Raw genomic sequence first — 26,705 nt, 5'->3', positions numbered from 1 at the left:
TCCCACTACGGAGTTTCCATGTTGTCGATTTCCCCGCGCATCGCGCATACGCTGATGCTGCCGGCCATGCTGGCGCTGGCTGCCTGCAGCCAGGCTCAGACCCCGACGGGCAAGGATGCCGCTGCACCGGCAACGGCTTCGGCATCGGCGGCCGCCAAGAAGGGCGAGTTGCCGGCTGTCCTGAAGGGCATCGAGAAGCATGGCTTCGAGGTGGTCTCCGAATTCGATGCGCCGGGTGGCCTGCGCGGCTTTGCCGGCATGGTCGGCGGCCAGCAGCCGGCGGCGGCTTACGTGACCGCCGATGGCAAGCACGTGCTGGTGGGCAGCCTGTTCGACGCCGAGGGCAACGAAGTTGCAGCCGAGACGCTGGAGAAGCTGGTTGCCGCGCCGATGTCGGCCAAGATGTGGAGCAAGCTTGAAACCAGTGCCTGGGTACGCGATGGCAAGGCTGATGCGCCGCGCGTGGTGTACACCTTCAGTGATGCCAACTGCCCTTACTGCCACAAATTCTGGGAGGCTGCACGCCCCTGGGTGGACGCAGGAAAGGTGCAGTTGCGCCACATCATGGTCGGCGTGATCCGTGAGGACAGCCCGGCCAAGGCGGCGGCGATCATGGCCGCACGCGATCCGAGTGCGGCACTGCTGGAGAACGAGCACCAGTTCGATCGTGGTGGCATCAAGCCGCTGCCCAACATCAGCCGGGAGATCGCAGCCAAGCTGGATGCCAACCAGGTGCTGATGGTGGAGATGGGCTTCCAGGGCACGCCGGGCATCCTGTTCCAGGATGCACAGGGCCAGGTGCAGCGACGTGCTGGCCTTCCGCAGGGCAACGATCTGCAGGCGGTACTCGGCCCGCGCTGAGGCACCTCGACATGCTGTTTTGAGCAACAGGCCCGCACGGCAACGTGTGGGCCTGTTGCTTTCTGCGACAGTCCCGGCGATGAGGGCTGCGCACGTCACGAACAGATGTCACGTCTGAATCGTGACTGACATCAAGCATTTCGCTTTGATCCCAATCAAGGCCAAAAACGACAATCGAACTAGCCTTGGCGCATGGAATACAGCGTCACTGCGCTATGGATGTCGCACACGTCATGCCCTGCAGAGGGCGTGCGCGCAATGCCATTCACGACATTCTCACCCAGCGCTTGTTACCCAGTCCGCTGCGGTCGCCACCCCTTCGGCAGCACTGCTGCAGTGGGAACGACTCCGGCGCAGTGTTGGCAATCGGGACAGTGTCATTGCCCTGTTGCCTGCAACGTGCAGGCTGGCAACGGTCGTCCACGCAGTACCCGCATTTCCAGCAACGGCTCGTTGAGGTCGGGGCCGCGCACGCGCGCTGCACGGCCGGGCAGCGGGAGTTACAGTCCAGGGAGGATGCAATGCGCTTGGCGGTACTGAGTCTGGGGTGTCTGGCGGCGATGGCCGCGATGCCGTTGCATGCACAGGATGATGCGCAGGCATTGCGTCGGGAGATCGACGCGATGCGGCAGACGCTGCAGGGTATGCAGCAGCGTCTGGACCAGCTTGAACGACGCGAAGAGCATGCAGCTGCGGCTCCCGTTGCAGCGTCGTCGCCGATGCCCGCTGCAGCGCAGGCGACCATGAATGTGCCAATCACCAGCGGCATCCTGCACCCTACCCAAGTGCCTGGCGTGGCGCCTCCTGTGCTGCCACAGCGTGAATCGGTGGCCGATCCTTCAACGGCAGCCTCGCGTCCAGACAGCGCCGCCGGCCCCACCGATCCGGATCTGAAAGGCTTCTTTGCCATTCCCGGCACCGACACCGTGATCCGCATTGGCGGCTATGCCAAGCTCGATGCGATTGCGGATTCGCGCGGGGCGGGCGACGAGGATCAGTTCATTCCCTCGTCGATGCCGGTGGGCGGCAATCATCGCGACGTCTCGAACTTCAACATCCACGCCAAGCAGACGCGTTTCAGCTTCGAGGCGCGGCGTCCAACCACGCACGGCAACCTGCGCTTCTATCTGGAGAATGATTTCTTCGGCAGCAGCGATGGCTATGAATTCCGCCTGCGCCATGCCTACGGCCAGCTGGGCAATACCTACGCAGGCTATGGCTATTCCAGTTTCATGGATCCGGACAGCCTGCCCGACACGCTGGATTTTGCTGGCCCCGGCGGCGCCGGCTACCTGCTGGTGGCCGGTATCCATCACAGCTTTGCGCTGGGCAAGGGCAACACCCTGACGCTGGCCGCCGAAGACCCGGACACCGAGCTGGCCGGCGCCAGCGACGCGATGGCGGCGGTCAATCGACTGCCGGATGTGAGTGCCATCGCGCGCATGGAGCGCGACTGGGGCCATCTGCAACTGGGCGTCGTGGCACGCAATCTGGCCTACGACGGCGATACCCGTCGTGACCGCGTCTTTGCCGGTGGCGCGCAGCTCAGTGGCTCGGCCTCGGTGGGGGAACGCGATCTGCTGCTGTTCGGCGCGCTGGGCGGTCGCGGCCTGAGCCGCTACACCGCCGATCTCACCGGCTCCGGCCTGGATGCCGTGGTGGATGCCGATGGACGCATCGATGCGCTGGACCTGCACGGTGGCTTCGTCGGCTACACCCATTACTGGTCGGATCTGTGGCGCTCGAACCTGATCTACGGCCAGCTGACCCTGGAGCGCAATGCGGCGCTGCCGACCGATGCATTCCGGCAAAGCCGCTACGGCGTGTTCAACCTGATCTGGAGCCCGGCTCCGTCGTGGACGATGGGCATGGAGCTGCTGTACGGCCGCCTGCAGCAGCAGGGCGGAGCGCGCGGCGACACGGTCCGGGTGCAGGGCAGCCTGCAATACAACTTCATCAAGTAGGCGCCAGCGGCAGCACGCCAGCGTAGCCATTCCCCACGCCCGGGTTCACCGGGCCCATGCCAGGTACAGGAGATTGTCATGGCAGAAGCAAAGAAAATCGGGGTGGTCGGAGCCACCTTCCTCGTCGCCGGCAACATGATGGGCTCAGGGGTGTTCCTGCTGCCCTCCAGCCTGGCCAAGATTGGTACCGCCTCGATATGGGGTTGGCTGATCACCACCGCCGGGGCGCTGCTGCTGGCGTTCGTGTTCGCCAAGCTCGGCAAGCTGGCACCCAAGGCAGGCGGCCCGTATGCGTACGCGCGCGATTGGTTCGGGCCGTACATGGGCTTCCAGACCAATACCATCTACTGGTTCGCCAACTGGATCGGCAACGTGGCCATCCCGATCGCGGCGGTGGGCTACTTCAGCTATTTCTTCCCGATCCTGTCCGAGCCGCTGGTGCGCTGCATCGCGGTGCTGATCCTGGTGTGGGCGCTGAGCTTTGCCAACATGATCGGGCCAGCATTCGTCAGCCGCGTGCAGACGGTCACCACCAGCTTCGCGCTGGTGCCGATCCTGGGCATCGCCATCTTCGGCTGGTTCTTCTTCGATGCCGACATCTTCAAGGGCGCCTACAACGTGTCCGGTGAGTCCAACTTCGGTGCGATCTCCAGCGCGGCGGCACTCACCCTGTGGGCGTTCATCGGCGTGGAGTCGGCGTCGGTGACCGCCGGTGTGGTCGAGAATCCGGAGAAGAACGTGGCCCGCGCCACCCTGGCCGGTGTGTTCCTGGCCGCCATCGCCTACATCGCCAGCTCGTCGGTGATCATGGGCATGGTGCCCAACGGTGAACTGCAGACCTCCGACGCGCCGTTCGCACTGGCAGCGGCCAAGGCCGTGGGCGGCTGGGGTGGTGCGCTGGTCAGCCTGTGTGCCTTCGTCGGCGCCGCCGGCTCGCTGGGCGGCTGGATCCTGCTGACCGCGCAGAGTGCCAAGGCAGCGTCCGATGATGGCCTGTTCCCGAGCATCTTCAGCAAGACCAACAAGGACGACGTGCCGGTCAAGGGCGTGCTGATCGTGGCCGTGCTGATGACCCTGGCGGTGCTGGTGACCTCCACCTCGAAGACCGCCTCGGCCCAGTTCGACGTGATCACCTCGGCAGCGGTGGTGCTGACGCTGCTGCCGTACATCTACTCGTGCGTCGCCTGCTATTTCGTGGTGGAACGTTCGCACACGCTGGTGCACACCGGTGCGTTCTGGACCCTCACCAGCCTGACGGTCGTGTACTGCCTGTGGGCGATCTATGGCTCGTCGGGAACGATCGTGCAGTACGCCTTCCTGTTCGTGCTGTTCATCACTGTGTTCTATCCCTTCTTCAGCGAGGAGCGTCGCCAGCAGCGGCAGCGTTCCCGCGAGGCGGCGGCGATTTCGGCCGGCGCGCAGCGTTCCTGAGTTAGACAAGGAGAATCAACGTGTATTTCAAGTCCCTGGATTATCCGGTCATCGTCATTGATGGTGACTACGATTCGCCGCGCATCGGCGGCATCCTCATCCGCGCGCTGGTGGAAGAACTGCGCAGCAATGACCAGCGCGTGCTGTGCGGCCTGAACCTGGATGACGCCCGTGCCGGTGCCCGTACCTACGTGGCCGCTTCGGCGGTGCTGATCTCGATCGACGGCAGCGAGGAGGTCGATGGCGAGTTCCAGCGCCTGACCGCCTTCCTGCGCGAACAGAGTGCGCGCCGCGCCAATCTTCCGGTGTTCCTGTATGGCGAACGACGCACCATCGAGAAGGTGCCGAGCAAGCTGCTCAAGTACATCCACGGCTTCATCTTCCTGTTCGAAGATACCAAGAGCTTCATCTCGCGGCAGGTGATGCGAGCAGCCGAAGACTACATGCAGAACCTGCTGCCGCCGTTCTTCAAGGCGCTGATCCATCACGCCGCCGAGTCGAACTATTCCTGGCATACGCCGGGCCATGCCGGTGGTGTGGCCTTCACCAAGTCACCGGTCGGGCGCGCCTTCCACCAGTTCTATGGTGAGAACACGCTGCGCAGCGATCTGTCGATTTCAGTGCCGGAACTGGGCTCGCTGCTGGACCACACCGGCCCGATCAAGGACGCCGAGAACGAGGCAGCACGCAACTTCGGTGCCGACCACACCTTCTTCGTCACCAACGGTACGTCGACGGCCAACAAGATCGTGTGGCACGGCACTGTGGCCCGCGGCGACGTGGTGTTCGTTGACCGGAACTGCCACAAGTCGCTGCTGCATTCGTTGATCATGACCGGCGCGGTGCCGGTGTATTTCACGCCCAGCCGCAATGCACACGGCATCATCGGCCCGATCAGCCTGGACCAGTTCACTCCGGAAGCACTGCAGCAGCGCATCGCCGCCAATCCGCTGGCCAGCCAGGCCTACCAGGCCGGCTCCAAGCCGCGTATCGCGGTGGTGACCAACTCGACCTACGACGGCCTGTGCTACAACGCCGAGAAGATCGCTGAGGATATCGGCAGCGCGGTCGACTTCCTGCATTTCGACGAGGCCTGGTATGCCTATGCCGCATTCCATCCGTTCTATGAAAATCACTACGGCATGGCCAAGGGCAAGCCGCGCGAGCAGGATGCGATCATCTTCACCACGCACTCCACCCACAAGTTGCTGGCGGCGTTCTCGCAGGCCTCGATGATCCATGTGCGCAACTCGGCCAGCCGTGACCTGGATGCCGAGCGCTTCAACGAAGCGTTCATGATGCATACCTCGACCAGCCCGCACTACGGGGTGATCGCAGCGTGTGATGTGGCCTCGAAGATGATGGAGGGCGATGCCGGTCGTTCGCTGGTGCAGGAAATGCATGACGAAGCGATCGCTTTCCGCCGTGCGATGCTGCACGTACGCGACGATCTGGGCCGTGATGACTGGTGGTTCAGCGTGTGGCAACCGACGAAGGTCGAGCGCAGCCTGGACAAGGGCGATACGCCGGCGCCGCTGGTGGCCAAGCGCGAGGAATGGTACCTGCAGCCCGATGCGCATTGGCACGGGTTCGAGAACCTGGTCGATGACTATGTGCTGATCGATCCGATCAAGGTGACCCTGTTGACGCCGGGCCTGTCGATGGACGGCAGCATGGGCAAGCTGGGCATCCCGGCTGCAGTGCTGAGCAAGTTCCTGTGGGGCCGCGGCATCACCGTGGAGAAGACCAACCTGTACTCGGTGCTGTTCTTGTTCTCGATGGGCATCACCAAGGGCAAGTGGAGCACGCTGGTTACCGAGCTGATGGCGTTCAAGGAGCTGTATGACCGCAACGCGCCGCTGAGCCAGGCCTTGCCGTCGCTTGCCGCCGATTACCCCCATGCCTATGCCGGCTGGGGCCTGCGTGACCTGTGTGACGCGTTGCATGCGTTCAACCAGGAGTTCGCGGTGGCCAAGGTGATGCGCGAGATGTACGTGGACCTGCCGACACCGGTGATGACCCCGGCCGATGCCTACAACCACCTGGTGAAGGGCGAGATCGAGCGGGTCGACATCGAGCAGGTCAGCGGCCGTATCGCTGCGACGATGCTGGTGCCGTACCCGCCGGGCATTCCGACGATCATGCCGGGCGAGTGCTTCGGCGACCGCGACGAGCCGATCATCCAGTCGCTGCGCATCGCCCGCGAGCAGAACGCGCGCTTCCCGGGCTTCGAGTCGGACGTGCATGGCCTTATCATCGAGCGCGATGGCGACGTGCCGTCCTACAAGGTGGAGGTGCTGAAGGCCTGAGCCGGTACGGTCGGCCCTTCGGCGAACGATGGATACCGCGCGCGAGCAACGCATCCTGAAGTTCTCGATCGGGGTCACCGTGGCGGTCAGCGCGGTCGGCTTCATCGGTGGCCTGCTGGTGGGATCGCAGGCCATCCTGTTCGACGGCATCTACAGCCTGGTTGACGTAGCCCTGACCCTGGTGTCGTTGTCGGTGCTGCGGCTGGTGGCGCGGGAACACAGCCCGCGCTTCCAGTACGGCTATTGGCATCTGGAACCGATGGTCGAGGCGCTGGGCGGAGTGATCCTGTCGCTGGCCTGCGTGTACGCGCTGGCCAACGCGGTGATTGGATTGACCACCGGCGGGCACGAAGTGAAATTCGGGCCCGCCCTCTGGTGGGCGGTGCTGCTGAGTGCCAGCAACCTGGGCATGGCCGCGTTCGTGGCCCAGCGTGCCCGCAGGTTGCAGTCGGCATTGCTGTGGCTGGATGTGCGTGGCTGGCTGCTGGGTGGATTGATGAGCCTGGCGGTGGTGCTGGCCTTCGTGTTGGCGCTGGCGTTGCACGGTGGGCAGTGGCACCACTGGGTGCCGTATCTGGATTCGATGGTGCTGGCGCTGATCAGCCTTGCGGTGTTGCCGGTGCCGGCGCGCAGTGCGTGGAAGGCCATGCGGGAAGTGCTGCAGGTGGCACCCGATGACCTGGACGAGCGTGTGCAGCAGGTGATGCAGGCATTCGTGGCCGAGCATGGCTATGCCGGCTTCACCAGCCATGTCGCGAAGATGGGGCGCATGCGGTTCATCGAGATCCACATCCTGACCTCGCCGTCGACGCCGCTGGGCACGGTGGGTGAGGTGGATGCGATGCGCGATGAGATCGCGGTGCGGATGGACGCGCGAAGCAGCACGTTCTGGCTGACGATCGATTTCACCGCGGACCCGGCATGGACCTGATGTTGTTGCAGCCGATCGTTGCATGCGGTGAGCCGCTCTGTTGCATGCAATAGGTTTGACCTCAACAGCAGTTGAGGTAGCAGACTGCCTCGCATTCCCCACGAGGCATGCGGTATGAACCTGCTGACCACTCCGGACTTCAGCCATGGCCTGCTGGATCTGTTCGATCCCCCTGGCCTGCACGATCCCAGTGCCAACGGATACTCGCACGTGGCGGTGGTGCGACTGCCAGCGCGGGTGATCCATATCGCTGGGCAGGGTGGTGAAGATGATCAGGGAAACCTGTCACCCAGCTTCGAGGAGCAGGTGTCGCAGGCACTGGACAATCTGCAGACCGCGCTGCGCTCGGCCCATGCGGATCTGACCGATGTTGCGCGACTGCGGATCCTGGTGGTCGACCACGATGAGGATCGCCTGGGCATCATCGCCCGGCAGGTGCGGCGGCGCTGGGCCAATCGCCCGGCACCGACCTGCACGCTTATTCCGGTGCCGCGGCTGGCGTTGGACGGAATGCTGTTCGAGATCGAGGCCGAGGCCTACAGCGCCTAGCGCAGGTAGTACTCCACCGGCACCACCAGTTCCTGCGGAGCTGGCAGCTCTTCTGGAATCCGCGGCAGGGGCTGCGCGCGCCGGAATGTCTGCAGCGCACTTTCATCCAGCATCGGTTGTCCGCTGGGCTGCTCGAGGCGCAATGCCAGCAGGTGGCCTTCACGGCTGATGCTGGCCCTGACCCATGCGGTGCCCTGCTGGCGCCGCGACCTCGCTACGGCGGGGTAGTAGCGGTAACGCTCCAGCCGCGCCATCAGGCGGGCTTCCCACTGGTCGCTGGCGGCGCCGGCCTGGAAGTCCGCCGGTGGTGCGTCCGGGGCGGGCGGTGCGGCCGTGATCGATGCCGGTGCGGAACGGGCATCGGTCGCGGCCGCTGGCGGGGCCACGGGCAAGGGCTGGTGGCCGTCGCCATTCTTCTCGCTGGCGGCGAGGTTGCCTTCGGGTGCCGCCATGGCGCGTGGCGGCGGGGGCGCTTTGCGTGCTTCGGCCGCCCGCGATTGCTGCGCCTGGCTGGGGCGCTCGGCCTGCAGTTCTTCCACCGGCTGCGGTGGTGTGGCCGGTGCCAGCAGGCGCAGGCTGATGCGCACGTCCTGTTCGGGAGGCGGTGGCAGCGGCGGAGTGGACACCCAGTGGACGAACAGCAGCAACGGCAGCAGGTGCAGGCCGACGCTGATCGTCACCGCTTGCCAGTGCTGCCGACGCTCACTCATCGCCGACCACCCACAACAGATCAGCGTCATCTCTCGCCACATCTTCGTCGACTGAGGCCAGCGCGATCACCAGCGCTGGCGCAGAGGTTGGCAGATAACCGGGTACGCCCGTGCCACGCAGCACATGCCAGCGGCCGGCGACGAGCAGGGCGGGTGCCGGCGACTGCATCAGCACCCGTGCCATCCGCGTGTCCCGCGCGTGCTGAACGGCGAGCATGCCGTCGAGCATGGGCGCAGCGTCGGCGTGCTGGGCCAGCACCACTGCTGACAACCGTTGCCGCGCGCCGTCGGCCGGGAACACCACCTCGGGCGATGACGCCAGCAGCGTATTGACTTCAGCGCGCGACAGGTTGCTGCCCTGCAGGCGGATGCCGCTATCGGTGGCGATCTGTACCAGTCCGCCATAGCGTGTCCAAGGCCAGCGGGGATCCCAGTCCAGCAGTTCGGCCAGCCGTTGCGGTTCTGCCCGGTTGCCCTTGTCCAGCCAGCGCTGCACACGCTGCAGTCGCGGCTGGCGTTCGCTGGCGATCATCTCCAGCACCAGCGCGCCCTGCGGACGCCGCTGCTGCAATGCCTGCAGCAGCCAACGTTCGGCGTCATGGTCGGCATCGATATCGTGACGCTCGCCGAGCAGCACGCGCTCGGCGGCAGCAACCCGCTGCACGAAGGCAGCCTGGTCGAGCTCCTTGCCACTGGCCAGGTCGATCACCTTGCCGGGCATCGGCTGCGCGCTGGCTGCCGCCGCCAGCGCGATCAGACCCAGCCCCAGCCAGCGCCGGCTAGAACGCCACATTGACGCCCACCGAGACGGTACGGCCACGGCCGTTGCCGCGGTCCAGGATCGGGCTGAAGATGCTGTCGATGGAGGCGTTGTTGTCATAGGCCTTGTTCTGCAGGTTTTCGATGTTCAGCCACAGCGTGGTGTTGGCCTGTGGCTTGAAGCTGGCATAGAAGTCCAGCAGCACGCCGGTGCCGCCGGTCTTGCGGGTCTGGAAGAAGTCGTAACCCTCTTCGGTGGGGCCGGAGTACTCGGCGCGCACACCGGCCTGCAGGCGCTGCTGCCACCAGCGGCCGCCGACATCCAGCGTCCAGTAGCGGTCGGGCAGGGCGGTGATGTCTTCCAGGTTGACGAATTCGATGGCCGGCGCGCTGGTGCGCGAGCGGGTCCAGCTGAGGGTGGCGTGGTAGTGCTCGCTGGCGTAGTGCGCTTCCAGTTCGAGGCCGCGCATGCGCACCACGCCGGGATGGTTCATCCAGCGCGTGGTGGTGCTGAAGTCGTCCACGTCCAGGCTGTCGGTCCACGCGTTGAGCTGCGGGTCGCTGTCGATCGGCACCACGAACGGTTCTACTTCCGGCGGGTGCACGATCAGCAGGTACTGCGGCTTGATGTAGTCGCGGATGCGGTTGTCGAAGCGGGTCAGGCGCAGCTGCGCCAGGTCGCCGTCGACCAGCAGCGAGCTGGCGCTGAGGTTGGCGCCGAACTGCAGGTTGCGCGAACGTTCGCGGCGCAGGAAGGGGTTGGCGCCGACGCCGTCGGCATCGCTCATCCCTTCCAGCGGGATCTTCTCGAAGAACATTTCCTGCACGCGCGGCGGCCGCGAGGTGCGCGAGACTTCGGCAAACAGCTGCATCCAGTCAGTGGCCTGCACCGACAGTGAGAGGCTGGGGCTGAGCGCATGCTGGGTGCGATCGACGTCGATGCCACCACCTCCGATCTCCAGGCATTGCCCAGGCACATCCGAGCAGGTGGGGACGTGGCCGCGGATGTTGTAGCGGTCCTGGCGCAGGCCCGCCGACAGTGCGTAGGTGTCGTACTGCAGCTCCAGCGTGGTGAACACGCTGTCGAGTTGGCTGCGCCCTTGTGGGTTGGCGCCACGCAGGGTGGGGGTATCGGCAACGAAGATGTCCGACTGGTGCTTGATGCCGGTGTTCCAGCGAGCCTGTACGGCGCCGATGTCGAAGCGGCTGGTGTTGTCCACGTTCCAGCTGCTCAGGCTGCTGTGGGTACGCCGGCCGATGTAGCTGGAATCTTCCACGGGCGGATAGAACAGCCGAGTCTTGTTGGCGGCGAAACTGGCGCGCAGGTCGATCCACGGCGAGTAGGGCGTGTAGTGGTAGCTGGCGCGCTGGTTGCGAGCGGAAATCTGCCACGGATAGTTGTGGTAGAAGTCGTTTTCATAGCGCATGTGGCTCAGGTCCAGGCGGTGCTGGTCGCTGGGCTGCAGGCGCGCCTTCAGCAGCCAGCTGCTGGGTTGCTGGCTGCCGGGGTCGGCGCTGTTTTTCTGGCCACGGGACGTTGCGTATTCACTGCTGCGGCTGCTGCTGGCTGCTGCCAACAGGCCGAACTGGCGATCGCCGCCGTCTTCGCTGTGGCGCCAGGCGCCGGCGAAGGTACGTCCGCTGCCATAGCCGTTGTTGCCATGCCGGTAGCCTGCACGCAGGCCCCACTTGCGGCCGTCGGAGACCAGGTCTTCGATGTCCAGGGTGCGGAAGTTGGCACTGCCGGCCAGCGTACCGGCACCGTCGCCACCGCTGACCGCGCCGCGCTGAACGTCGACGCCTGCCAGCAGGAACGGGTCTACATAAGCGAATGGGCCGCCCGAGCCATGGCCGGCGTTGTTGCGGAAGGTCTGGGTGACGCCGTCGATCATGGTGTTGACCCGGCCTGCACCTGCCATGCCGCGGATGTTGACCTGCAGGCCGGGCTGGCTGCGCGAGTGGAAGCTGTGCGTGCCGGGCATCGAGCGCAGCAGGCTGTTGCCGTCCTGGCGCTCGGCCATGGCGACCCGTTCGCTGCCGATCTTCGGCGCGAAGCCATCCTGCGTGGCCGGAATGTACTGGCTCGCCCCGGTACCCGGAGCAATGGCATGGGCAGTGCGCCCGTGCACGCGCAGCGGGCCGGTCTGGCGGCTGCCATCGTCGGTGCTGGCTGGCGCCGATTCGAGGGTGGCACGGCGTGCATCGATGAAGTGCGCGCGCAGGCCGCTGCCGGCCAGCAGCCGTGCCAATGCCTGGGTGTCGTCGAAATCCCCCTGCAGGGCGGGTGCGCTCTGGTTGGCCGGCAGGGCACGGCCGATCACCAGATCGACGCCGCTGAGGCGGCTGTAGGCGTCCAGCGCGGTGACCAGCGGCTGGGCGGCAATATCGTAGCGGCGGGTTGCGCTTGCCTGCGCCTGCGCTGTGGCAGCAAGCACGGGGGCGATACCGGCGCAGGCAAGAGACAGCGCAAGAACAAGGGGGCGGTGGGACAGCATCGTGGGCTCCAGGGAGTGACGCAGTGCGTCGTCACCCTGGGAAGACGCAGCAGCGGCCCGGATGTCAGGGTCGATGCGTTCAGCGTGCATCGGACGATGCCTTCGCCGGCAGCCACACCTGCAGGTTGGGGCCGATACGGACAACGCGCACGTGCAGTTCGGCGGCCAGCTGGTCGCGGCTGCGCGCGGCCGTATCCGCGTCGGCCAGCACCGTGACCGGCTGCCGCCGCAGTGCGTCGCCGGCGATCCAGGTGTGGCCGCCGTGCCAGCGATCCAGATCCTGGACAACGTCAGCCAGCGGCGCGGAGACCCAGGCCAGCCGGCGTTCGCGCCATGCCAGCTGCGCCGGGGCTGCTGCAAGCGCGGCCGAGGGCGCCGTGCCATCGAAGCGCAGCTGCTGGCCGGCGGCCGCTTCGCTGCTGCCCGAGCCACTGTCCACGCGCACCTGGTGTTCGGTGACGGTCACTACGCTGGCATCGCCGTTGACCGCGATATCGAAGGCAGTACCCACCGCCGTGACCGTACCGTGCGGCGTATGCACCTGGAACGGACGGTCGCGATCAGGTGCGACCTGGAACCAGGCCTGGCCGTGCCGCAGCTGCAACGCACGCCGGTTGGCATCGATGCGCACGCCCAGTTCGCTGTCCGGCGAGAGCTGCAGGCGAGAACCGTCCTGCAGGCGCACCTCTTCGATTTCGCCTGATGCCGTGCGCAGTGTCTGTTCCGGCGGGAGGGCGTTGTGCCGGGTGTAGAGGCCGAGCGCACACAGCAGCAGCACGGCGATGCCGGCTTCGCGCAGGCGCCGGCGCTGGCGACGCTGCTGTTGCCGTTGCAGGCTTGGCAGTGCTGCACCGGCCTGCCACAGCCGCAACAGGTGCTGGTACTGCGCCGCGTGGCGTGGATCGGCCTCGTACCACTGGGTGAAGGCAGCTTCGTCGCGCTGTTCGTCGTGCGCATGCAGCCACCAGCGCGCTGCCTCGCGGGCAATCGGATCCTGGCTCATGCGGTCGGCACCTGCTGCAGGGCCACCAGCGCGCGCAGCAGATGGCCATGCGCGGTCTGCCGGCTGATGCCGAGCTGGCGGCCGATGTCGGCCAGGCTGAGCTGTTCGACGCGCGCCAGCAGGAACACCTCGCGCGAGCGCGGCGGCAGGGCGGCGATGATCGCGTCGAGGTGACGCAGTTGTTCGGCATCGAGCAGGCATTGCTCGGGCAACGGGGCGGGATCGGCGATGGCCTGCAGCTGCGCGTCGTCCAAGGCCTCTTCGCGACGCCGCTGGATCAGGCGATAGTGGTCTGCGATCAGGTTGTGGGCAACGCGATACAGGTAGGCGCGGCCATTGCTGAGCAGGCCGCTGGCGGCGACTTTGACGACACGCAGCCAGGTTTCCTGGACGACATCATCGGCGTCACTGCGTTGTGGGAGTTTGCGACGGACGTGGGCGTGCAGCGGCCGGTAATGGGCGGCGCACAGCTGCGCGACATCCGTCGATTCGACAGGCGTGGGCACGGGGCGGGCGAAGGCTGGGGAAGGGAACAGCCCGCGGCGGCAAGGGCAGCGGCATTACCTTACAGTAAAAAAGAATCATTTGCATCTAGAGGTGGGGGCGGGGTGTGCCTGTCTTGCTGCGGTGCCGAGCGGATGTGCGCTGGCGGGTGCAGAGAGTGCTACGGCGAGCGCGCGGCGTATGCCATCTGCAGCAGCAGTCTGTGGGCCGGGAACAGGCGCAGGCTGGAGTAGCGGGCGCGGTAGTAAGCATCCCAGTAGCTGGCGGCGCGTTGTCGGCAGAGGGCGACGAAGGCGCGGTTCTCGCCGATGAGCGCGGCATAGCGCTGCAGGCCGGTCTGTTGCGCCTGGATCGCCACGGCCGATGCGATCTCGTCCACGTACTCCCCCAGCAAGGTCAGCTGGAAGGCATGCACCCAGGCCATCGGTGAGGGCCCCAGCGTCTCGATCGCACGTTGCCGTACATGTCCGTCGCAGTGACGCGAGAGCAGGCAGAGGCAGAGGGCGCGCGTATCGCCCTGCAGTTGGGATGCGAGCCGGAACAGGTCCGTGGCGTCGGCGTAGATACGATAGGGGAACCTCAGCAGCTCTCCTGCGATGATGAGGCTGCGTTCACCACTGCCCGACAGGTTGTCGATCCGGCCCAGCCGTTGCTGAAGGTCGGTGCAGGTTGCCTGCAGTGCGCGGGGAACGTCGATCAATGCGACGGTTCCGCCAGCGTGGTGCCGCGGTAGTCGCAGTGGATCTGCAGGCTCTCCGTGGCGTTGGGGTGCAGATCGAAGCCGGACTGCTGCAGTGCGTCCTTGGCCGCTGCAACGGCGTCGGCATGGCGGCTGACGCGGCGCTGCTGCCAGCGCAGTGGAGTGAACACGCCCAGCGGAAGCAGGCGCAGGCGCTGGCCGTGCAGGACCAGCGAGACATCCACATGACGCCCGTCCAGGTCGTGGCCATTGGCGCCGAAAATGGCGTCGATCTCATCATGGCGATGCCGATAGCAGCAGCGGAACATGGCGATGCCCAGCCGCCGGACCACGCGCCGGAAGCCGCCCAGCTGTCCCTGGCTGCATTCGAAGCCGCGGGTGACCAGCAGGCGCAGGGTGGACGGCAGCCGTGCCTGCGCATCGAGCAGGCGTTGCAGAACCTCGGCCTCGACGATGACCTGTGACGCGGGCCAGCGTGGGGCAATGCGCAGGCCGTCGATGGTGCCGCGTGACAGTTTCAACATGCGTGAAGCTTCGCACGGGAGTGGGTAGCCGGGTAGTGCCGACCGCTGGCCGGCACCCGGCGCGATGGTCAGAGATCGCGGTACTGGATCTGCGCGGCCAGCACGCGCAGGCCATCGGCGGTGCTGGAGAGGATGCGCTCCTCGCCGATGCCCTTCTGCCGTTGCAGGGTGAAGCCTTCGGCGGCGGGCAGGCGCGCGGCGATGGCATCGATGCGTTGCAGCGCGTTGGGACCGTCGCAGTCGACATGGCCCCAATGGATGCCGTTGTGCTGGATGGTCAGGCGGTAGTGCATGGGCGGGTCTCCGGCAGGTCGTGCAGCCACTGATGGAACATCGCGGTCGCCGCGGCTGCCAGCGGCCCGCCATAGCGACGGGCCTGCGCGCGCAGGTCGATGGGATCGATGCCGGCCGCGGCCAGTTCCAGCGCATGGCCGATCAGCCAGCGCTCGAACTGGCGCGCGTCCAGTTCGGGATGGCATTGCAGGGCGAGGGCGTGGTGGCCGATGGCGAAGGCCTGGTGGCGACAGGCGGGCGTGCTGGCGAGGCGGCGTGCGCCGACCGGCAGTTCGAAGGCTTCGCCATGCCAGTGCAGCACCGGGATGCCCTGCAATGCCTGCAGTGGCGAGCGCTGGCCTTCGTCGGTGAGCAGCAGCGGTGCGAAACCAATTTCCTTGCCACCGGTGGGGGCGACGTCGGCGTGCAGTGCGCGCGCCATCAACTGGGCGCCGAGACAGATGCCGAGCGTCGGTCGCTGCTGCTGCAGGCGACGCTGCAGCAGCGCGATGCCGTCGGCGAGGAACGGATAGGCAGCTCCATCGTTGACGCTGATCGGGCCACCCAGTACCACCAGCAGATCGGCATCTTCGGCGGCATCGAGTGCATCCACGCCTGCCTGCAGGACCTGCACCTGCCACCCTTGCGCGAGCAGCAGCGGGTGCAGGGTGCCAAGATCTTCAAACGCTACGTGCTGCAGGGCAACGGCGCGCTTCATGCGGGTGCTCCCGGGGTGGGCCAGTAGAAGCTGTCGGGCGTGGAGCGTGCACCGAAGATCGCTTGGCCGACACGGACGACGGTGGCGCCTTCCTCGATGGCGACTTCAAAATCACCGGACATGCCCATCGACAGCTGCGACAGGTCGAGTCCAGCCGGCGCCGTCTGCTGCAGCTGGTCGCGCAGCTCGCGCAGGCGCACGAAGCAGGCGCGTACCCGTTCCACTTCGGGGGTGAAGATGGCCAGGGTCATCAGGCCACGCACGCGCAGGCGGTCGAAGGCGGGCAGCTGCTGCACGAAGTCGGCCACCGCGGCCGGCTCCAGGCCGTATTTGCTGGGCTCGGCCGAAGTGTTGACCTGTACGAACACATCCAGCGTGCGGTCCTCCAGCAGCAGCCGCTGCTGCAGCGCCTCGGCCACGCGCAGGCTGTCCAGCGCCTGGAACTCGCTGGCGAAGCGTGCGACGTAGCGGGCCTTGTTGGTCTGCAGGTGGCCGATGACCGACCAGTGCACGCCAAGGTCGGCCATGGCCTCGGCCTTGCGCTGCGCCTCCTGCACCTTGTTTTCGCCCAGTTCGTGGCAACCGGCGGCTACGGCCATGCGGATGCGCGCTTCATCGACGGTCTTGCTGACCGGCAGCAGGCGCACGCTGGCCGGATCACGTCCGGCGCGGGCACAGGCGCTGGCGATGCGCTGGCGCACGGTGGCCAGGTTGGCGGCGATCTGTTCGACGGACTGGGCGACGGGCCAGTCGGCGGGGGCGAGGGACATGGGGCACCTCCGGTGCGGGGTGGCCAGGGTGGGATACACTGGCACAGGACAAGAGATAGTTTGGCATAGGACAAAATGAAAATCACCGGGAGCAGCGCCGAAGCGATCTTCGACAGCATCCGCGAGGGCATCGGCAGTGGCCATCTGGCGGCGGGCAGCGTGCTGCCGCCGGTGCGGGACCTGGCCGATCAGCTGGGGGTCAACCGCAATACCGTGGCCGCCGCCTACAAGCGGCTGGATGCGGCGGGCCTGGCCAGTACGGCGGGGCGTCGCGGCACCGTGGTGCGCGGCCTGCCGGCGACGATGGCACGCGAGGGCAGTGCGCCAGGGCTGGCCCTGCATGATCTGGCCGGTGGTAATCCGGATCCGCGCTGCCTGCCCAGCCTGCGCGTAGCTGCCACGGCCTCGCGCCTGTATGGGGTGGAGACGGTCGATCCACGCATGCAGCACCTGGCACGGGCCTCGCTGGATGCCGATTGCCCGCCGGGCTATGCGCTGGAACTGACCCATGGCGCGGTCGATGGCATCGAGCGCCTGTTGTCGGCGTGGCTGCTGCCGGGGGACCGCATTGCAGTGGAGGATCCCTGTTTCCTGGGCAGCCTCAATGTCCTCGGTGCGGCCGGGCACGCGCCGTTGCCGGTGGCGGTGGATGCGCACGGCATGCAGGTGGAATCACTGCGGCAGGCGTTGGATGCGGGTGCACGTGCGGTGCTGCTGACCCCGCGCGCACACAATCCCACCGGTGCCAGCCTGGATGCGAAGCGTGCGCGTGCGCTGCGCCAGTTGCTGGCCGGCTATCCGCAGGTCGCGGTGCTGATCGACGATCACTACGCGCTGCTCTCGCAACAGAGCTATCACTCGGTGCTGCCGATGGACGGTCGGCGTTGGGCGCTGCTGCGTTCGTTGTCCAAGGCATTGGGCCCGGACCTGCGCGTGGCCTGGTTGGCCTGTGATGGGCAGACCGCGGCACGCCTTCGCCTGCGCTTGGCGGCGGGCACCGGCTGGGTCAGCCATCTGTTGCAGGATGCGGTCAGTGCGGTGCTGGAGTCGGCGCAGCAACGAGCGAAGGTCGCTGCGGCCGGTGAACGCTACCAGCAACGGCTGCAGGCTCTGCAGGCGCTGCTGCAGGCGCGTGGGCTGCCGACACCCATGCCGATGGAAGGTTTGAATCTGTGGCTGCCACTGCCGGCCGACAGCACGCCACAGGTGCTGGCGCTGGCCGCGCGTGGCTGGCATGTGCGCGGGGGTGAAGTCTTTGCCGTGTCTGCACCGGCGCATGGGCTGCGCATCACCTGTGCGGCACTCGGCCCGCCGCAGCAACGGCGATTGGCTGATGACCTGGCGGCGGTGATGCGCTGAGCGTGCTCAGGGCGCGGCGCTGGCGCCGGGGCGCACGTAGTAGGACTGGCCGCTGTCGTCGAGGAACACCAGTTCCGGCTTGCCCTGCCAGGAACTCAGCATGGCGCCGGTGTTGTTCTGGTGCTTGACCATCAGGCTGGCACCGCGGTCCGGGTTGGCGACCACTTTGAAGACTTCGGTGGTGCCGGTGGCATCGTCAAGGGTCAGCATCGCTTCGCCACCCCGGTCGCTGGTGCCATAGCCACCGCGCTCGGAACCATCGGGGCCGAGCAGGATCACGCCGGACAAGGCGGTGGCACGCGGCCCCTGCGGGCGGCCCTGGCTGAGGGGATCGGGGACCGGTGCACCGAGGATCACCCGTGGCTGGCCACTGGCATCGTGGATGATCAGGCCGCGCGCTTCGATCACGCGTTGCGGTGACTGGCTGCGATGCAGGTTCCAGGCGGTCCAGCCGGAAACGAGCAACGCGAGTGTGGCGACCACCAGGGTGGTCAGGGTCAGGGCACGAGCCATTGTGTATTCCTTCCTTGGACGTGGCCGACGATAGCGGAATCCGGTCGATCGTGGCCAGTTCGTTGTGTGACGATGTGTATCGTCAATGGAAGTCGCGGCTGTGGCTGCGCAGTCCCTGCAGCAGTTCGTCCAGGCAGTGCATGCGCTGCACGATCACATGCTGCACGCCATCCACGCGTTCCAGTCGGCCATCGATCTGCATCAGCTGCGTGTCTACCAGGATGTGGTGCTGGCGGTCGGCCAGATGTCGCCAGACCACGGCGTTGACCATGCCGGTTTCATCTTCCAGGGTAAGGAAGGTGACGCCGCTGGCGGTCTGCGGGCGCTGGCGCATGCGTACCAGGCCGGCGATGCGTACGCGCCGGCCATGGCCGTGGTTGGCCAGCTGCACGGCATCCAGGCAGCCACGGGTTCGCAGCTGCGCGCGCAGGAATGACATCGGATGGCGGCCGAGGGTGGTGCCGGTGCTGCGGTAATCGGCCTGCATGTCTTCCCAGGCGCTGGGCAGGGGCAGGGCCACGCGTGCTTCGGCGGTGGCGCGGGCCTGGTCGAACAACGGCAGGCGGTTCTCCACGCCGGAAATATCCCAGCGTGCACGGTGGCGATGGCCGCTGAGACCGCGCAGGGCGCCGGCATCGGCAAGCAGGCCCTGCTGGCGGCGATCCAGTGCGGTGCGCTGGCAGAGATCGCCGACATCGTCGAATGGGCGCCGCGCGCGTTCGCGCATGATGGCCTGCGCGGCCGGTTCGCTGCAGCCATCGACCAGGCGCAGGCCGAGGCGGATTGCCGCCGCGCCTTTGCTGAAGTCCAGCGTGCAGTCCCAATCACTGTGGCGCACGTCCACCGGCAGTACGGTGATGCCATGCCGGCGCGCATCCTGCAGCAGCTGGTCGGGGCTGTAGAAGCCCAGCGGTTGGCTGTTGATCAGGCTGGCGGCGAACGCGGCCGGATGATGGCACTTCAGCCAGCAGCTGGCATAGGTGAGCAGGGCGAAGCTGGCGGCGTGGCTTTCGGGAAATCCGTAATCGCCGAAACCCTTGATCTGCTCGAACAGGTGCTCGCCGTATTCAAGGCTGAAACCATTTTTCAGCATGCCGGTCAGCAGCTTTTCGCGATGAGGCTCCAGGCCGCCACGACGCTTCCAGGCGGCCATCGAACGGCGCAGGGCATCGGCTTCACCGGCGGTGTAGTTGGCCGCATCCACCGCCAGCTGCATCACCTGTTCCTGGAACAAGGGCACGCCCAGAGTGCGCGCGAACACGCGTTCCAGTCGCGCTGGATACAGCGGGTTGTCCGGGTCGTTCAACGCATCCGGGCCTTGTTCGCGCAGGATCCGCCGCCGCTCAAGGTAAGGATGGACCATGTCGCCCTGGATCGGGCCGGGGCGCACGATTGCTACTTCGATCACCAGATCATAGAACTCGCGTGGCTGCATGCGCGGCAGCATCGCCATCTGTGCGCGCGATTCGATCTGGAACACGCCGATGGTGTCGGCGGCGCAGATCATGTCGTAGGTCGGGCCGTCTTCATCGGGGATCGCATCCATGCGCCCGCTGTGCAGGCCGTGCTGCTGCAGCATCGCCAGGCATTTGCGGATGGCGGTGAGCATGCCCAGTGCCAGGCAGTCGACCTTCATCAGGCCGGTGGCGTCCAGGTCGTCCTTGTCCCACTGGATGACGGTGCGGTCGGCCATCGCCGCGTTCTCCACCGGCACCAGCGTCGACAGCGGGTGTTCGGAAATCACGAAGCCACCCGGATGCTGCGACAGGTGGCGCGGGAAATCGATCAGCTCGGCGGTCAATGCCAGCAGCCGTCGCATCAACGGTGTTTCCGGATCGAAGCCGCGCTCGCGCAGGGTTTCCGGCAGTGGGATGTTGCCGCCCCAATGATCCATTGCCGCACCCAGCTCGTTGACCTGGTCCATCGGCAGGCCCAGCGCACGGGCGACATCGCGGATCGCGCTGCGCCCACGGTAGCTGATCGCCACCGCAGTCAACGCGGCACGCTCGCGGCCATAGCGGTTGAACACGTACTGCAGCACTTCCTCGCGGCGCTCGTGCTCGAAGTCGATGTCGATGTCCGGTGGTTCATCACGCTCTGCGGAAATGAAGCGCTCGAACAGCAGGTTGCTGCGCGCCGGGTCGATCTCGGTCACGCCCAGCACGAAACACACCGCCGAATTGGCAGCCGAGCCACGGCCCTGGCAGAGGATGTCCTGGCTGCGGGCAAAGCGCACGATGTCCTGCACGGTGAGGAAATAGGAGGCGTACTGCTTCTGCTTGATCAGCGCCAGTTCGTGCTCGATCTGCTTGCGCTGGGCTGGCTCGATGCCCTTCTTCCAACGCCACGGAATGCCGCGCTCGACCAGCACGCGCAGCCAGCTGTCCGGGTCGTGGCCTTCGGGTACCAGTTCGCGCGGGTAGGTGTATTTCAGCTGGTCCAGGGTGAAGTGGCAGCGTTCGGCGATGCGCAGGGTTTCAGCCAGCAGTTCGGGTGGATACAGCTGGGCCAGTGCGGTGCGTGGGCGCAGATGGCGCTCGCCATTGGCAAACAGCCGCCAGCCGGCCTCGGCCACGCTGCAGCGGTGGCGGATCGCAGTCAGCGTGTCCTGCAGGGCGCGGCGCCGGCGCACGTGCATGTGCACGTCACCACTGGCGACCAGTGGCAGCTGGTGGCGTTCGCCGAAAGCCTGCAACTGCTGCAGCCGGCGCGTGTCGTCGTGTTCGTGATGCAGCTCCACCGCCAGCCACAGGCGCTGCGGAAAACAACGGCGCAGCAGTTCCAGTTCGGTGGCCGCCGGTTGCCGGTCCAGCCACAGGCACAGCAGGCCCTCGGGGAGCTCATGCAGATCCTCGCGCAGGCAGCGGTATTCGCCCTTGGCCGCCCGCCGACGGCAGGTGGTGATCAGCTGGCACAGCCCGGCATAGGCCGCCTGGTCGGTGCACAGCAGGGCCAGTTTCGGCCCGTCCTCGACCTGGAATTCGGCGCCGACGATCAGTGCCACGCCGTGTGTCTTCGCCGCCTGCCAGGCACGCACGATGCCGGCCAACGAGCATTCGTCGGTGATCGCCAGTGCGCGATAGCCCTGTCCGGCAGCGCGTGCGAACAGCTCCTCGGCGATGGAGGCGCCACGCTGGAAACTGAAGGCCGACAGGCAATGCAGCTCGGCGTACCCGGGCAGGTCGGTGTGCATGGGGATCAGCCGAACCAGCCGTGCAGCATCCACGGTGCATGCGGATCATTGCGCGTGCGGAAGGCCCAACCACGCTGGCCCTGCGCGGTTTCCACCACGTAATAGTCGCGGCGCGCATCAGCCTGGTCCCACCAGCCCGATTCGATCCGCTCCGGCCCGGCGACGATACGCAGGCGCGGATCGCGCAGCGGCTGCGGCGTATCCAGCAGCCAGCCGGGGCGCAGCGGCCACCAGGCAGGTGGCTTGGCCGGCGGTTGGGTGCCGCTGGCACGTTCAGGGCGGTGGTCGGCCTGCACGGCCAGTGGCTGCACGGCGTCATCGCCAAGGCGGGCACGCAGGCGCTCGCGCAGCTGCGTCCATGGCATTGCCTGCGCCGGGCGCGTGTCGAACAGATCGCGTGCGGCCGGCACGAACGGCGGCAGCTGCTCGGCCTGCAGGCGCAACGCACGGCTGCCGGCGGGCAGGGCGAAGGCTTCCATGCGGTTGCGCGCGATCTCGAACAGCAGCGCCGCATCACGTTCGGGGGCCAGCAGGCCGATGGTCAGTACGCTGGCCGGCAGCAGGTCGTGTTCGAAATGGAGGTCGAAACGCTGCACGCCGCCATCGCGCGAACACAGGAACGCGGCCAGGTCCAGCAGCAGGCGCCGCAGCGGGAACAGCAGGGCCTGGCTGGATTCGATCTCGTATTCGAATTCGATGCGCGCATCGAACCGGTCCGGCGGCTGGTAATAGCGCAACGGCGCGCTGCCCAGGCCGCGCACGGCATCCAGCTGCTGCAGCACCTCGGGGGCGAAGCGGCGGGCCAGGCTTTCGCGTGGCAGATCGAAGGCCGCGCCCAGCGTGCGCAGGCCGGAGCGTGCCAGTACGGTCACCGCATCAACGGGCAGGCCACTACGTGCCAGTGGCAGCTGCGCCAGTGCGGCGGGCAGTTGCTGCGCATCGATGCCAAGGCCATCGTGCACATTGGCCAGCACGCGCGCGGCATGCGGGTTGGGGGCGGCGACCAGGCGATGGCGGAAGCCCAGTTCGTGCAGGCCGTGGCGCAGGCGTTGTTCGATCGTCAGCCAATCGCCGAACAGGGCACGGCTGGCACCGATCTCCAGCACCAGCGCATGCGGAAAATCGAGGCTGACCAGCGAACTGGTGGCATACAGCCAGCTGGCCAGCAACTGCCGGGTGTGCTGTTCGGCGCTGGGATCGTAGTCGTGCAGCTGCAGGTCCTGCACCAGCACCTGCGCGGCCGACAGCAGCATGCCCGGGCGCAGCCCCGCTGCCCGCGCGGCAGGGCTGACCGCACGCAGCACACGACGCTGCGCCGACCCCTGCAGCAGCACCAGCGGCCGCTGCGGATCGGGCTGCAGGCGCAGCACGCTGTCCAGCGCCAGCTGCGGCAACAACAGGCAGGCCCAGTGCATGGCGCGGCCTCAGTGGGCGATGGCCAGCGGCAACGGCTGCGCCGGTGGCAGCCCGCCGCGGCACTTCAACACCCGCACCTGGCCGTGGTCGAGCTGCAGGCGCAGGCTGGCCGGGGAGGGGTTGCGGGCGGCGCGGGCCTCGCGGAACACGAAACCCAGGCACTGGCCGCTGTCGGCAGCAACCTGCAGGCGACGCAGGGCGCGATCGTCGGCCTGCTGCGGCCAGCACAGCACGGCGGCGCAGGCAGCAGAGCGCAGGCACTGCTCGGTCGCCCACAGGGCCTGCTTCGGTGCGGCGTGGATGATCTGCAGCTGGGCCAGGTCGAGCCCGGCGGCGGCCCATGCCGGGGCATGCGGGCGGTAGGGCGGGGCGACCAGCACGATCGGCCGTTCGCGCTGGCTCAGTTTCGCCAGCGCCGGCCAGACCAGGGCCAGTTCGCCGACCCCGGGAGCGGCCTGCAGCACTTCGCACAGCCCGCTGGCCGGCCAGCCACCGCCGGGCAGGCGCGCGTCCAGCGCCGGGTGGCCACTGGCCAGATGGTCGCTGGCCTGGCCCTGGCGTGCCGGCCCGCGCCAGACCTGGCGGCCGTCCAGCAGGCGGTCGAGGGCGACGACGGCGCCCATCAGCCGGTCCTCTGAGAGAGGCGCCGGGCTGGCAGGAAGCGACAGGAGTGGGCGGAAACGGCAGGCATGGAACGAGTATCGACAGGCCGGTATCAGGGGCTGAGACCGGACATGCTACTCGGCTTGTGAGTAATATTACTAATGAAATCGGGGGGTGAGGTTTCAGCTTGCTGAAGGAGGTAAGGCATCCACGCATGGCGTGGATCTACTGGGGAATGGGGGCCTGGCCACAGTAGATCCACGCCATGCGTGGATGGGGGAAATGCGGTACCGACCAAGGTCGGCACCGCCGGATCCTGGCCCGGCGCTATCGGGTCACGGGCGGACCGGCAGGGCCACCGGGCGCAGCGGGGCGGCGTCGCCACCGCGGATCTTCAGCGGGCCACCGATGAAGGCGAACTCGTAGACCTTGTCGCGGGCCAGTTCATCCAGCGCCACCAGTTCGATGATCGGCGCGCCCTGCTGCGCCAGCAGGTAGGTGTGCAGCGGCACGTAGTCGTCCGACACTTCGGAAGGGAAGGTCTCGAAGCTGAGGTTGTCGGCGCCGACGATCATCGCGCCGCTGTCCTCGACCAGGAAACGCGCCGCATCCAGGCCCATGCCCGGCGGGTTGGCCATGTAGGCCCTGGGCTGTTCGAACAGGCGCATGCGACCGGTGCGGATCAGCACGATGTCGCCCTGCTGCAACTGCACGTGCTGGCGCGCCAGCGCATCCTTCAGGTCCTGGCGGGTGACGCGGTAGCTGTCCGGCAGCATGTCCATGCCCTTGGCGCCGGCCACGTCGATCAGCACGCCACGGGCGATCAGCGGCGGGAACTTCTCGATGCCGGTGACGTTCCAGCCGCGGTCGCCGAGGTGCTTGTCGGCCTCGAAGCCATTCCAGATCTTTCCATGGATGCCGAAGTGGTTCAGCGCATCGATGTGGGTACCGGTGTGGCTGTACATCGAGAACGCGGTACCGGTGTAGCTGCGGGTGAGGTTCATCGTCTCGCCCACGCCCATCGGGTCGTCCATCACTGTGCCGCGCGGGGTGTGGGTCATCCAGAACTGGTAGTGCGGGTCGCCGGCATCCTGCCAGCTGGGCATGCCGACGTAGTACTCGGTAGCCAGATCGTAGGCCTTGCCGCCGCTGACCCGCGACAGGATCGCCGCGCGCGAGGCCTCGGTGATCAGGTTGAGGCGGCCGATCTCGTCCTTCGGCCCCCAGGGGCTGGTGCCGACCTGCTGGCCGGAAGGAACGCGTTCGTGTGCGGATACGGGAATGCTGACGGCGGCGCCGGCCAGCAGCAGGGCCAGGGCGGTGCCCAGGGTACGTGGGGTCATGGGAAATCTCCTTGCAGGGTGGGGAAACGGTGCGGCTCAGGCCGCGACCAGCGGCGCCAGGGCCTGGCGCAGTTGCGGCAGCGGCAGGGTCTGCAGGCGCAGACCGTGGCCGGTGATGACGGTGGGAATGGAGCGGATGCCGAGCGCGGCAGCTTCAGCGCGGTCGGCCTGCACGCGCTGGCGCACCTCATCGCTGCGCATCCGGTCGGCGAAGACGCCACGCCGATGACCCAGGTGTTCGGCGATGTCCAGCAGCACTTCGGCATTGCCGATGTTGCGGTGCTGGTGCAGGTGTGCCCACTGCACGGCATCGAACATCGAGCCGTGCGCGTCGTTGCCGCCGAGCATGCCGGCGGCCTGGCAGGCCAGCGCGCCGAGCCAGCCGGAGGGGTACTCGAAGTCCTGGGCACGCATGCCTTCGATGTCGATGCGCGCGCTGTCTTCATGCGCGGCGCAGTCGGCCCAGTGACGCAGGATGATGGCCTTGGCGCGCGGCATCGAGCCGAACACCTCGATCATCTGTTCGCGCGAGTCCTGCAGCACGAAGCTGCGGTGGCGGACCTGGATGCCGAGTTCGGCCGAGACCTGCTGCAGGCGCGGGGCCAGCACGAAGCACCAACCGCAGACCACGTCATGGAAGAAATCGACCACCGGTGCAGTGGTGGTCAGTGAAGGAGAGGCGATCATCGGCCTGCCGTCCGTGAGAGGGGAGGCGGCAGAGTAGGCAGCGCCGCCGGGCCGAAACAGCACGCGGCGGGCAGCTCAGTTTTCGCTGGCGGTTACGAATCCAGGCCGGCGCAGGCGGGAAGCTCGGCGTGCAGGAAATCGATGAAGGCGCGTACCTTCGGTTGCAGGTGGCGCGCGGTGGGGTAGACCGCGTAGACGAACCGCGGTGGATAGCGATGGTCGGGCAGCACCTGCTGCAGCTCGCCGCTGGCCAGTGCCGGTGCGGCCAGGAACGAGGGCAGCGCACCGATACCGACGCCGGCGACCAGCAGGTCACGCAGCAACAGGCTGTTGTTGGCGGTGACCCGTGTCGGCAGGGTCACCGTGACCTGGCCATCGGGGCCGAGCAGCGGCCAGCTGCCGGGTGAATCGGACAGGCTGTAGCCGAGCACGCTGTGGGCCTGCAGTTCCTCCACCACCTGCGGTGCCGGATGGTGCTGCAGATAGGACGGCGCCGCGCACAGCACCTGCTGCAGCGACGCCAGGCGGCGTGCGACCAGCCGCGAATCTTCCAGCTCGGCGCGGATGCGCAGGGAGACATCGAAGCCTTCGCCGACCGCATCGAGCAGCCGGTCTTCCATCACCAGGTCGAGCGCAAGCTGCGGATGCTGCTGCAGGAAACGTGGCAGCAGCGGCGACAGCGTGCTCAGCGCGAACGACTGCGGTGCATTGACGCGCAGGCGTCCGCTCACTTCACCGCGCTGCTGGGCGATGCCGCGCTCCAGGGCGTCCAGCTCATCGAGCAGGCGGCAGCATTCGCGGTAATAGGCATGGCCGGTTTCGGTCAGGCTCATGCGGCGGGTGGTCCGCTGCAGCAGCACCACGCCCAGGTGCGTTTCCAGCGTGCGCAGCTGCTTGCTCAGCCCTGCTGGCGACAGGCCCAGGTCTTCGGCGGCGCGGGCCAGGCTGCCGCGTTCGACGATGCGGCGGAAGGCACGCATCAAGGTGAAGGAGTCCATGCCGGTCCCGGCCGCGATGAGGCCGCCATTGTAGATCCACGCCATGCGTGGATGGACGACGCGAGGTGTTGCGCCGTTTGTTCAAGCCGACC

Annotated in this window: 24 protein-coding genes; 7 read left to right on the top strand and 17 right to left on the bottom strand. The window is 67.1% G+C overall.

Annotation, left to right across the window (positions count from 1 at the left end):
• Nucleotides 1-18: 18 nt before the first annotated feature.
• The 6 genes from dsbG to H3005_RS06735 all read left to right on the top strand — a co-directional run bounded on the left by dsbG (nt 19) and on the right by H3005_RS06735 (nt 8,045).
• Nucleotides 19-861, top strand: a complete 843-nt coding sequence (gene dsbG, locus H3005_RS06760; RefSeq protein WP_100460336.1) for a thiol:disulfide interchange protein DsbG — start codon at nt 19-21, stop codon at nt 859-861.
• A 521-nt stretch (nt 862-1,382) separates the two neighbouring features.
• A complete protein-coding gene (locus H3005_RS06755; RefSeq protein WP_100552847.1) occupies nt 1,383-2,825 on the top strand; it encodes a DcaP family trimeric outer membrane transporter in 1,443 nt (480 codons plus the stop codon).
• Nucleotides 2,826-2,903: 78 nt separating this feature from the next.
• The gene (gene adiC, locus H3005_RS06750) at nt 2,904-4,256 is read left to right on the top strand and encodes an arginine/agmatine antiporter (RefSeq protein WP_099821496.1); all 1,353 of its coding nucleotides are present in this window, start codon (nt 2,904-2,906) and stop codon (nt 4,254-4,256) included.
• 20 nt (nt 4,257-4,276) lie between these two features.
• Nucleotides 4,277-6,565, top strand: a complete 2,289-nt coding sequence (locus H3005_RS06745; protein ID WP_191077830.1) for an Orn/Lys/Arg decarboxylase N-terminal domain-containing protein — start codon at nt 4,277-4,279, stop codon at nt 6,563-6,565.
• Between the two features lie 28 nt (nt 6,566-6,593).
• Complete coding sequence (locus tag H3005_RS06740; protein ID WP_100552845.1) at nt 6,594-7,496, top strand: cation diffusion facilitator family transporter; 903 nt, start codon at nt 6,594-6,596, stop codon at nt 7,494-7,496.
• A gap of 114 nt (nt 7,497-7,610) precedes the next feature.
• Entirely contained in the window at nt 7,611-8,045 is a 435-nt protein-coding gene (locus H3005_RS06735) for a RidA family protein (RefSeq protein WP_049464364.1), read from the top strand.
• On the opposite strand, the gene H3005_RS06730 is transcribed toward H3005_RS06735, so the two are convergent.
• The 10 genes from H3005_RS06730 to H3005_RS06685 form a co-directional block, all read right to left on the bottom strand.
• A complete protein-coding gene (locus H3005_RS06730) occupies nt 8,042-8,755 on the bottom strand; it encodes an energy transducer TonB (protein WP_100552844.1) in 714 nt (237 codons plus the stop codon). The two genes, H3005_RS06735 and H3005_RS06730, sit on opposite strands and share 4 nt — an antisense overlap.
• The gene (locus tag H3005_RS06725; RefSeq protein WP_100552843.1) at nt 8,748-9,548 is read right to left on the bottom strand and encodes a ChaN family lipoprotein; all 801 of its coding nucleotides are present in this window, start codon (nt 9,546-9,548) and stop codon (nt 8,748-8,750) included. The genes H3005_RS06730 and H3005_RS06725 overlap by 8 nt, the downstream gene beginning before the upstream one ends.
• Complete coding sequence (locus tag H3005_RS06720) at nt 9,535-12,009, bottom strand: TonB-dependent receptor (protein ID WP_191077886.1); 2,475 nt, start codon at nt 12,007-12,009, stop codon at nt 9,535-9,537. The genes H3005_RS06725 and H3005_RS06720 overlap by 14 nt, the downstream gene beginning before the upstream one ends.
• Before the next feature lie 79 nt (nt 12,010-12,088).
• On the bottom strand, nt 12,089-13,012 hold the full coding sequence (locus H3005_RS06715) for a FecR domain-containing protein (RefSeq protein WP_191077829.1): 924 nt from the start codon (nt 13,010-13,012) through the stop codon (nt 12,089-12,091).
• A complete protein-coding gene (locus tag H3005_RS06710) occupies nt 13,009-13,518 on the bottom strand; it encodes an RNA polymerase sigma factor (protein WP_165377443.1) in 510 nt (169 codons plus the stop codon). Before H3005_RS06710 ends, H3005_RS06715 begins: the two co-directional genes overlap by 4 nt.
• A gap of 158 nt (nt 13,519-13,676) precedes the next feature.
• On the bottom strand, nt 13,677-14,216 hold the full coding sequence (locus H3005_RS06705) for a hypothetical protein (RefSeq protein WP_100552805.1): 540 nt from the start codon (nt 14,214-14,216) through the stop codon (nt 13,677-13,679).
• On the bottom strand, nt 14,213-14,740 hold the full coding sequence (locus H3005_RS06700; RefSeq protein WP_100552804.1) for a hypothetical protein: 528 nt from the start codon (nt 14,738-14,740) through the stop codon (nt 14,213-14,215). The genes H3005_RS06705 and H3005_RS06700 overlap by 4 nt, the downstream gene beginning before the upstream one ends.
• A 68-nt stretch (nt 14,741-14,808) precedes the next feature.
• Nucleotides 14,809-15,033: a hypothetical protein gene (locus tag H3005_RS06695; RefSeq protein ID WP_032975245.1), complete on the bottom strand. Its 225-nt coding sequence runs from the start codon at nt 15,031-15,033 to the stop codon at nt 14,809-14,811.
• On the bottom strand, nt 15,018-15,731 hold the full coding sequence (locus tag H3005_RS06690; protein ID WP_191077828.1) for a glutamine amidotransferase: 714 nt from the start codon (nt 15,729-15,731) through the stop codon (nt 15,018-15,020). The genes H3005_RS06695 and H3005_RS06690 overlap by 16 nt, the downstream gene beginning before the upstream one ends.
• A complete protein-coding gene (locus H3005_RS06685) occupies nt 15,728-16,501 on the bottom strand; it encodes a YggS family pyridoxal phosphate-dependent enzyme (RefSeq protein WP_099821507.1) in 774 nt (257 codons plus the stop codon). Before H3005_RS06685 ends, H3005_RS06690 begins: the two co-directional genes overlap by 4 nt.
• A 75-nt stretch (nt 16,502-16,576) precedes the next feature.
• Between H3005_RS06685 and ptsJ the strand changes: the two genes are divergently transcribed.
• Nucleotides 16,577-17,860, top strand: a complete 1,284-nt coding sequence (ptsJ, locus tag H3005_RS06680; protein WP_191077827.1) for a transcriptional regulator PtsJ — start codon at nt 16,577-16,579, stop codon at nt 17,858-17,860.
• 6 nt (nt 17,861-17,866) lie between these two features.
• Here ptsJ and H3005_RS06675 read toward each other — a convergent pair whose 3' ends face one another.
• The 7 genes from H3005_RS06675 to H3005_RS06645 form a co-directional block, all read right to left on the bottom strand.
• On the bottom strand, nt 17,867-18,373 hold the full coding sequence (locus tag H3005_RS06675) for a hypothetical protein (protein WP_100552801.1): 507 nt from the start codon (nt 18,371-18,373) through the stop codon (nt 17,867-17,869).
• Between the two features lie 82 nt (nt 18,374-18,455).
• A complete protein-coding gene (locus H3005_RS06670) occupies nt 18,456-21,566 on the bottom strand; it encodes an error-prone DNA polymerase (protein WP_191077826.1) in 3,111 nt (1,036 codons plus the stop codon).
• A 5-nt stretch (nt 21,567-21,571) separates the two neighbouring features.
• On the bottom strand, nt 21,572-22,981 hold the full coding sequence (locus H3005_RS06665) for a DNA polymerase Y family protein (protein ID WP_191077825.1): 1,410 nt from the start codon (nt 22,979-22,981) through the stop codon (nt 21,572-21,574).
• A 9-nt stretch (nt 22,982-22,990) separates the two neighbouring features.
• Nucleotides 22,991-23,605: a translesion DNA synthesis-associated protein ImuA gene (gene imuA, locus H3005_RS06660; protein ID WP_089235964.1), complete on the bottom strand. Its 615-nt coding sequence runs from the start codon at nt 23,603-23,605 to the stop codon at nt 22,991-22,993.
• Nucleotides 23,606-23,920: 315 nt separating this feature from the next.
• Complete coding sequence (locus tag H3005_RS06655; protein ID WP_089235963.1) at nt 23,921-24,928, bottom strand: cyclase family protein; 1,008 nt, start codon at nt 24,926-24,928, stop codon at nt 23,921-23,923.
• Nucleotides 24,929-24,964: 36 nt separating this feature from the next.
• On the bottom strand, nt 24,965-25,615 hold the full coding sequence (locus H3005_RS06650) for a DsbA family protein (protein ID WP_100552798.1): 651 nt from the start codon (nt 25,613-25,615) through the stop codon (nt 24,965-24,967).
• A gap of 92 nt (nt 25,616-25,707) precedes the next feature.
• A complete protein-coding gene (locus H3005_RS06645; RefSeq protein ID WP_191077824.1) occupies nt 25,708-26,658 on the bottom strand; it encodes a LysR family transcriptional regulator in 951 nt (316 codons plus the stop codon).
• Between the last annotated feature and the right edge of the window lie 47 nt (nt 26,659-26,705).

Origin of the sequence: Stenotrophomonas sp. Br8, assembly GCF_014763005.1 — a bacterium.
Lineage (GTDB): Bacteria > Pseudomonadota > Gammaproteobacteria > Xanthomonadales > Xanthomonadaceae > Stenotrophomonas > Stenotrophomonas lactitubi.
The sequence above is the reverse complement of the archived record's forward strand: the minus strand, read 5'-3'. Positions and strand labels throughout refer to the sequence as shown.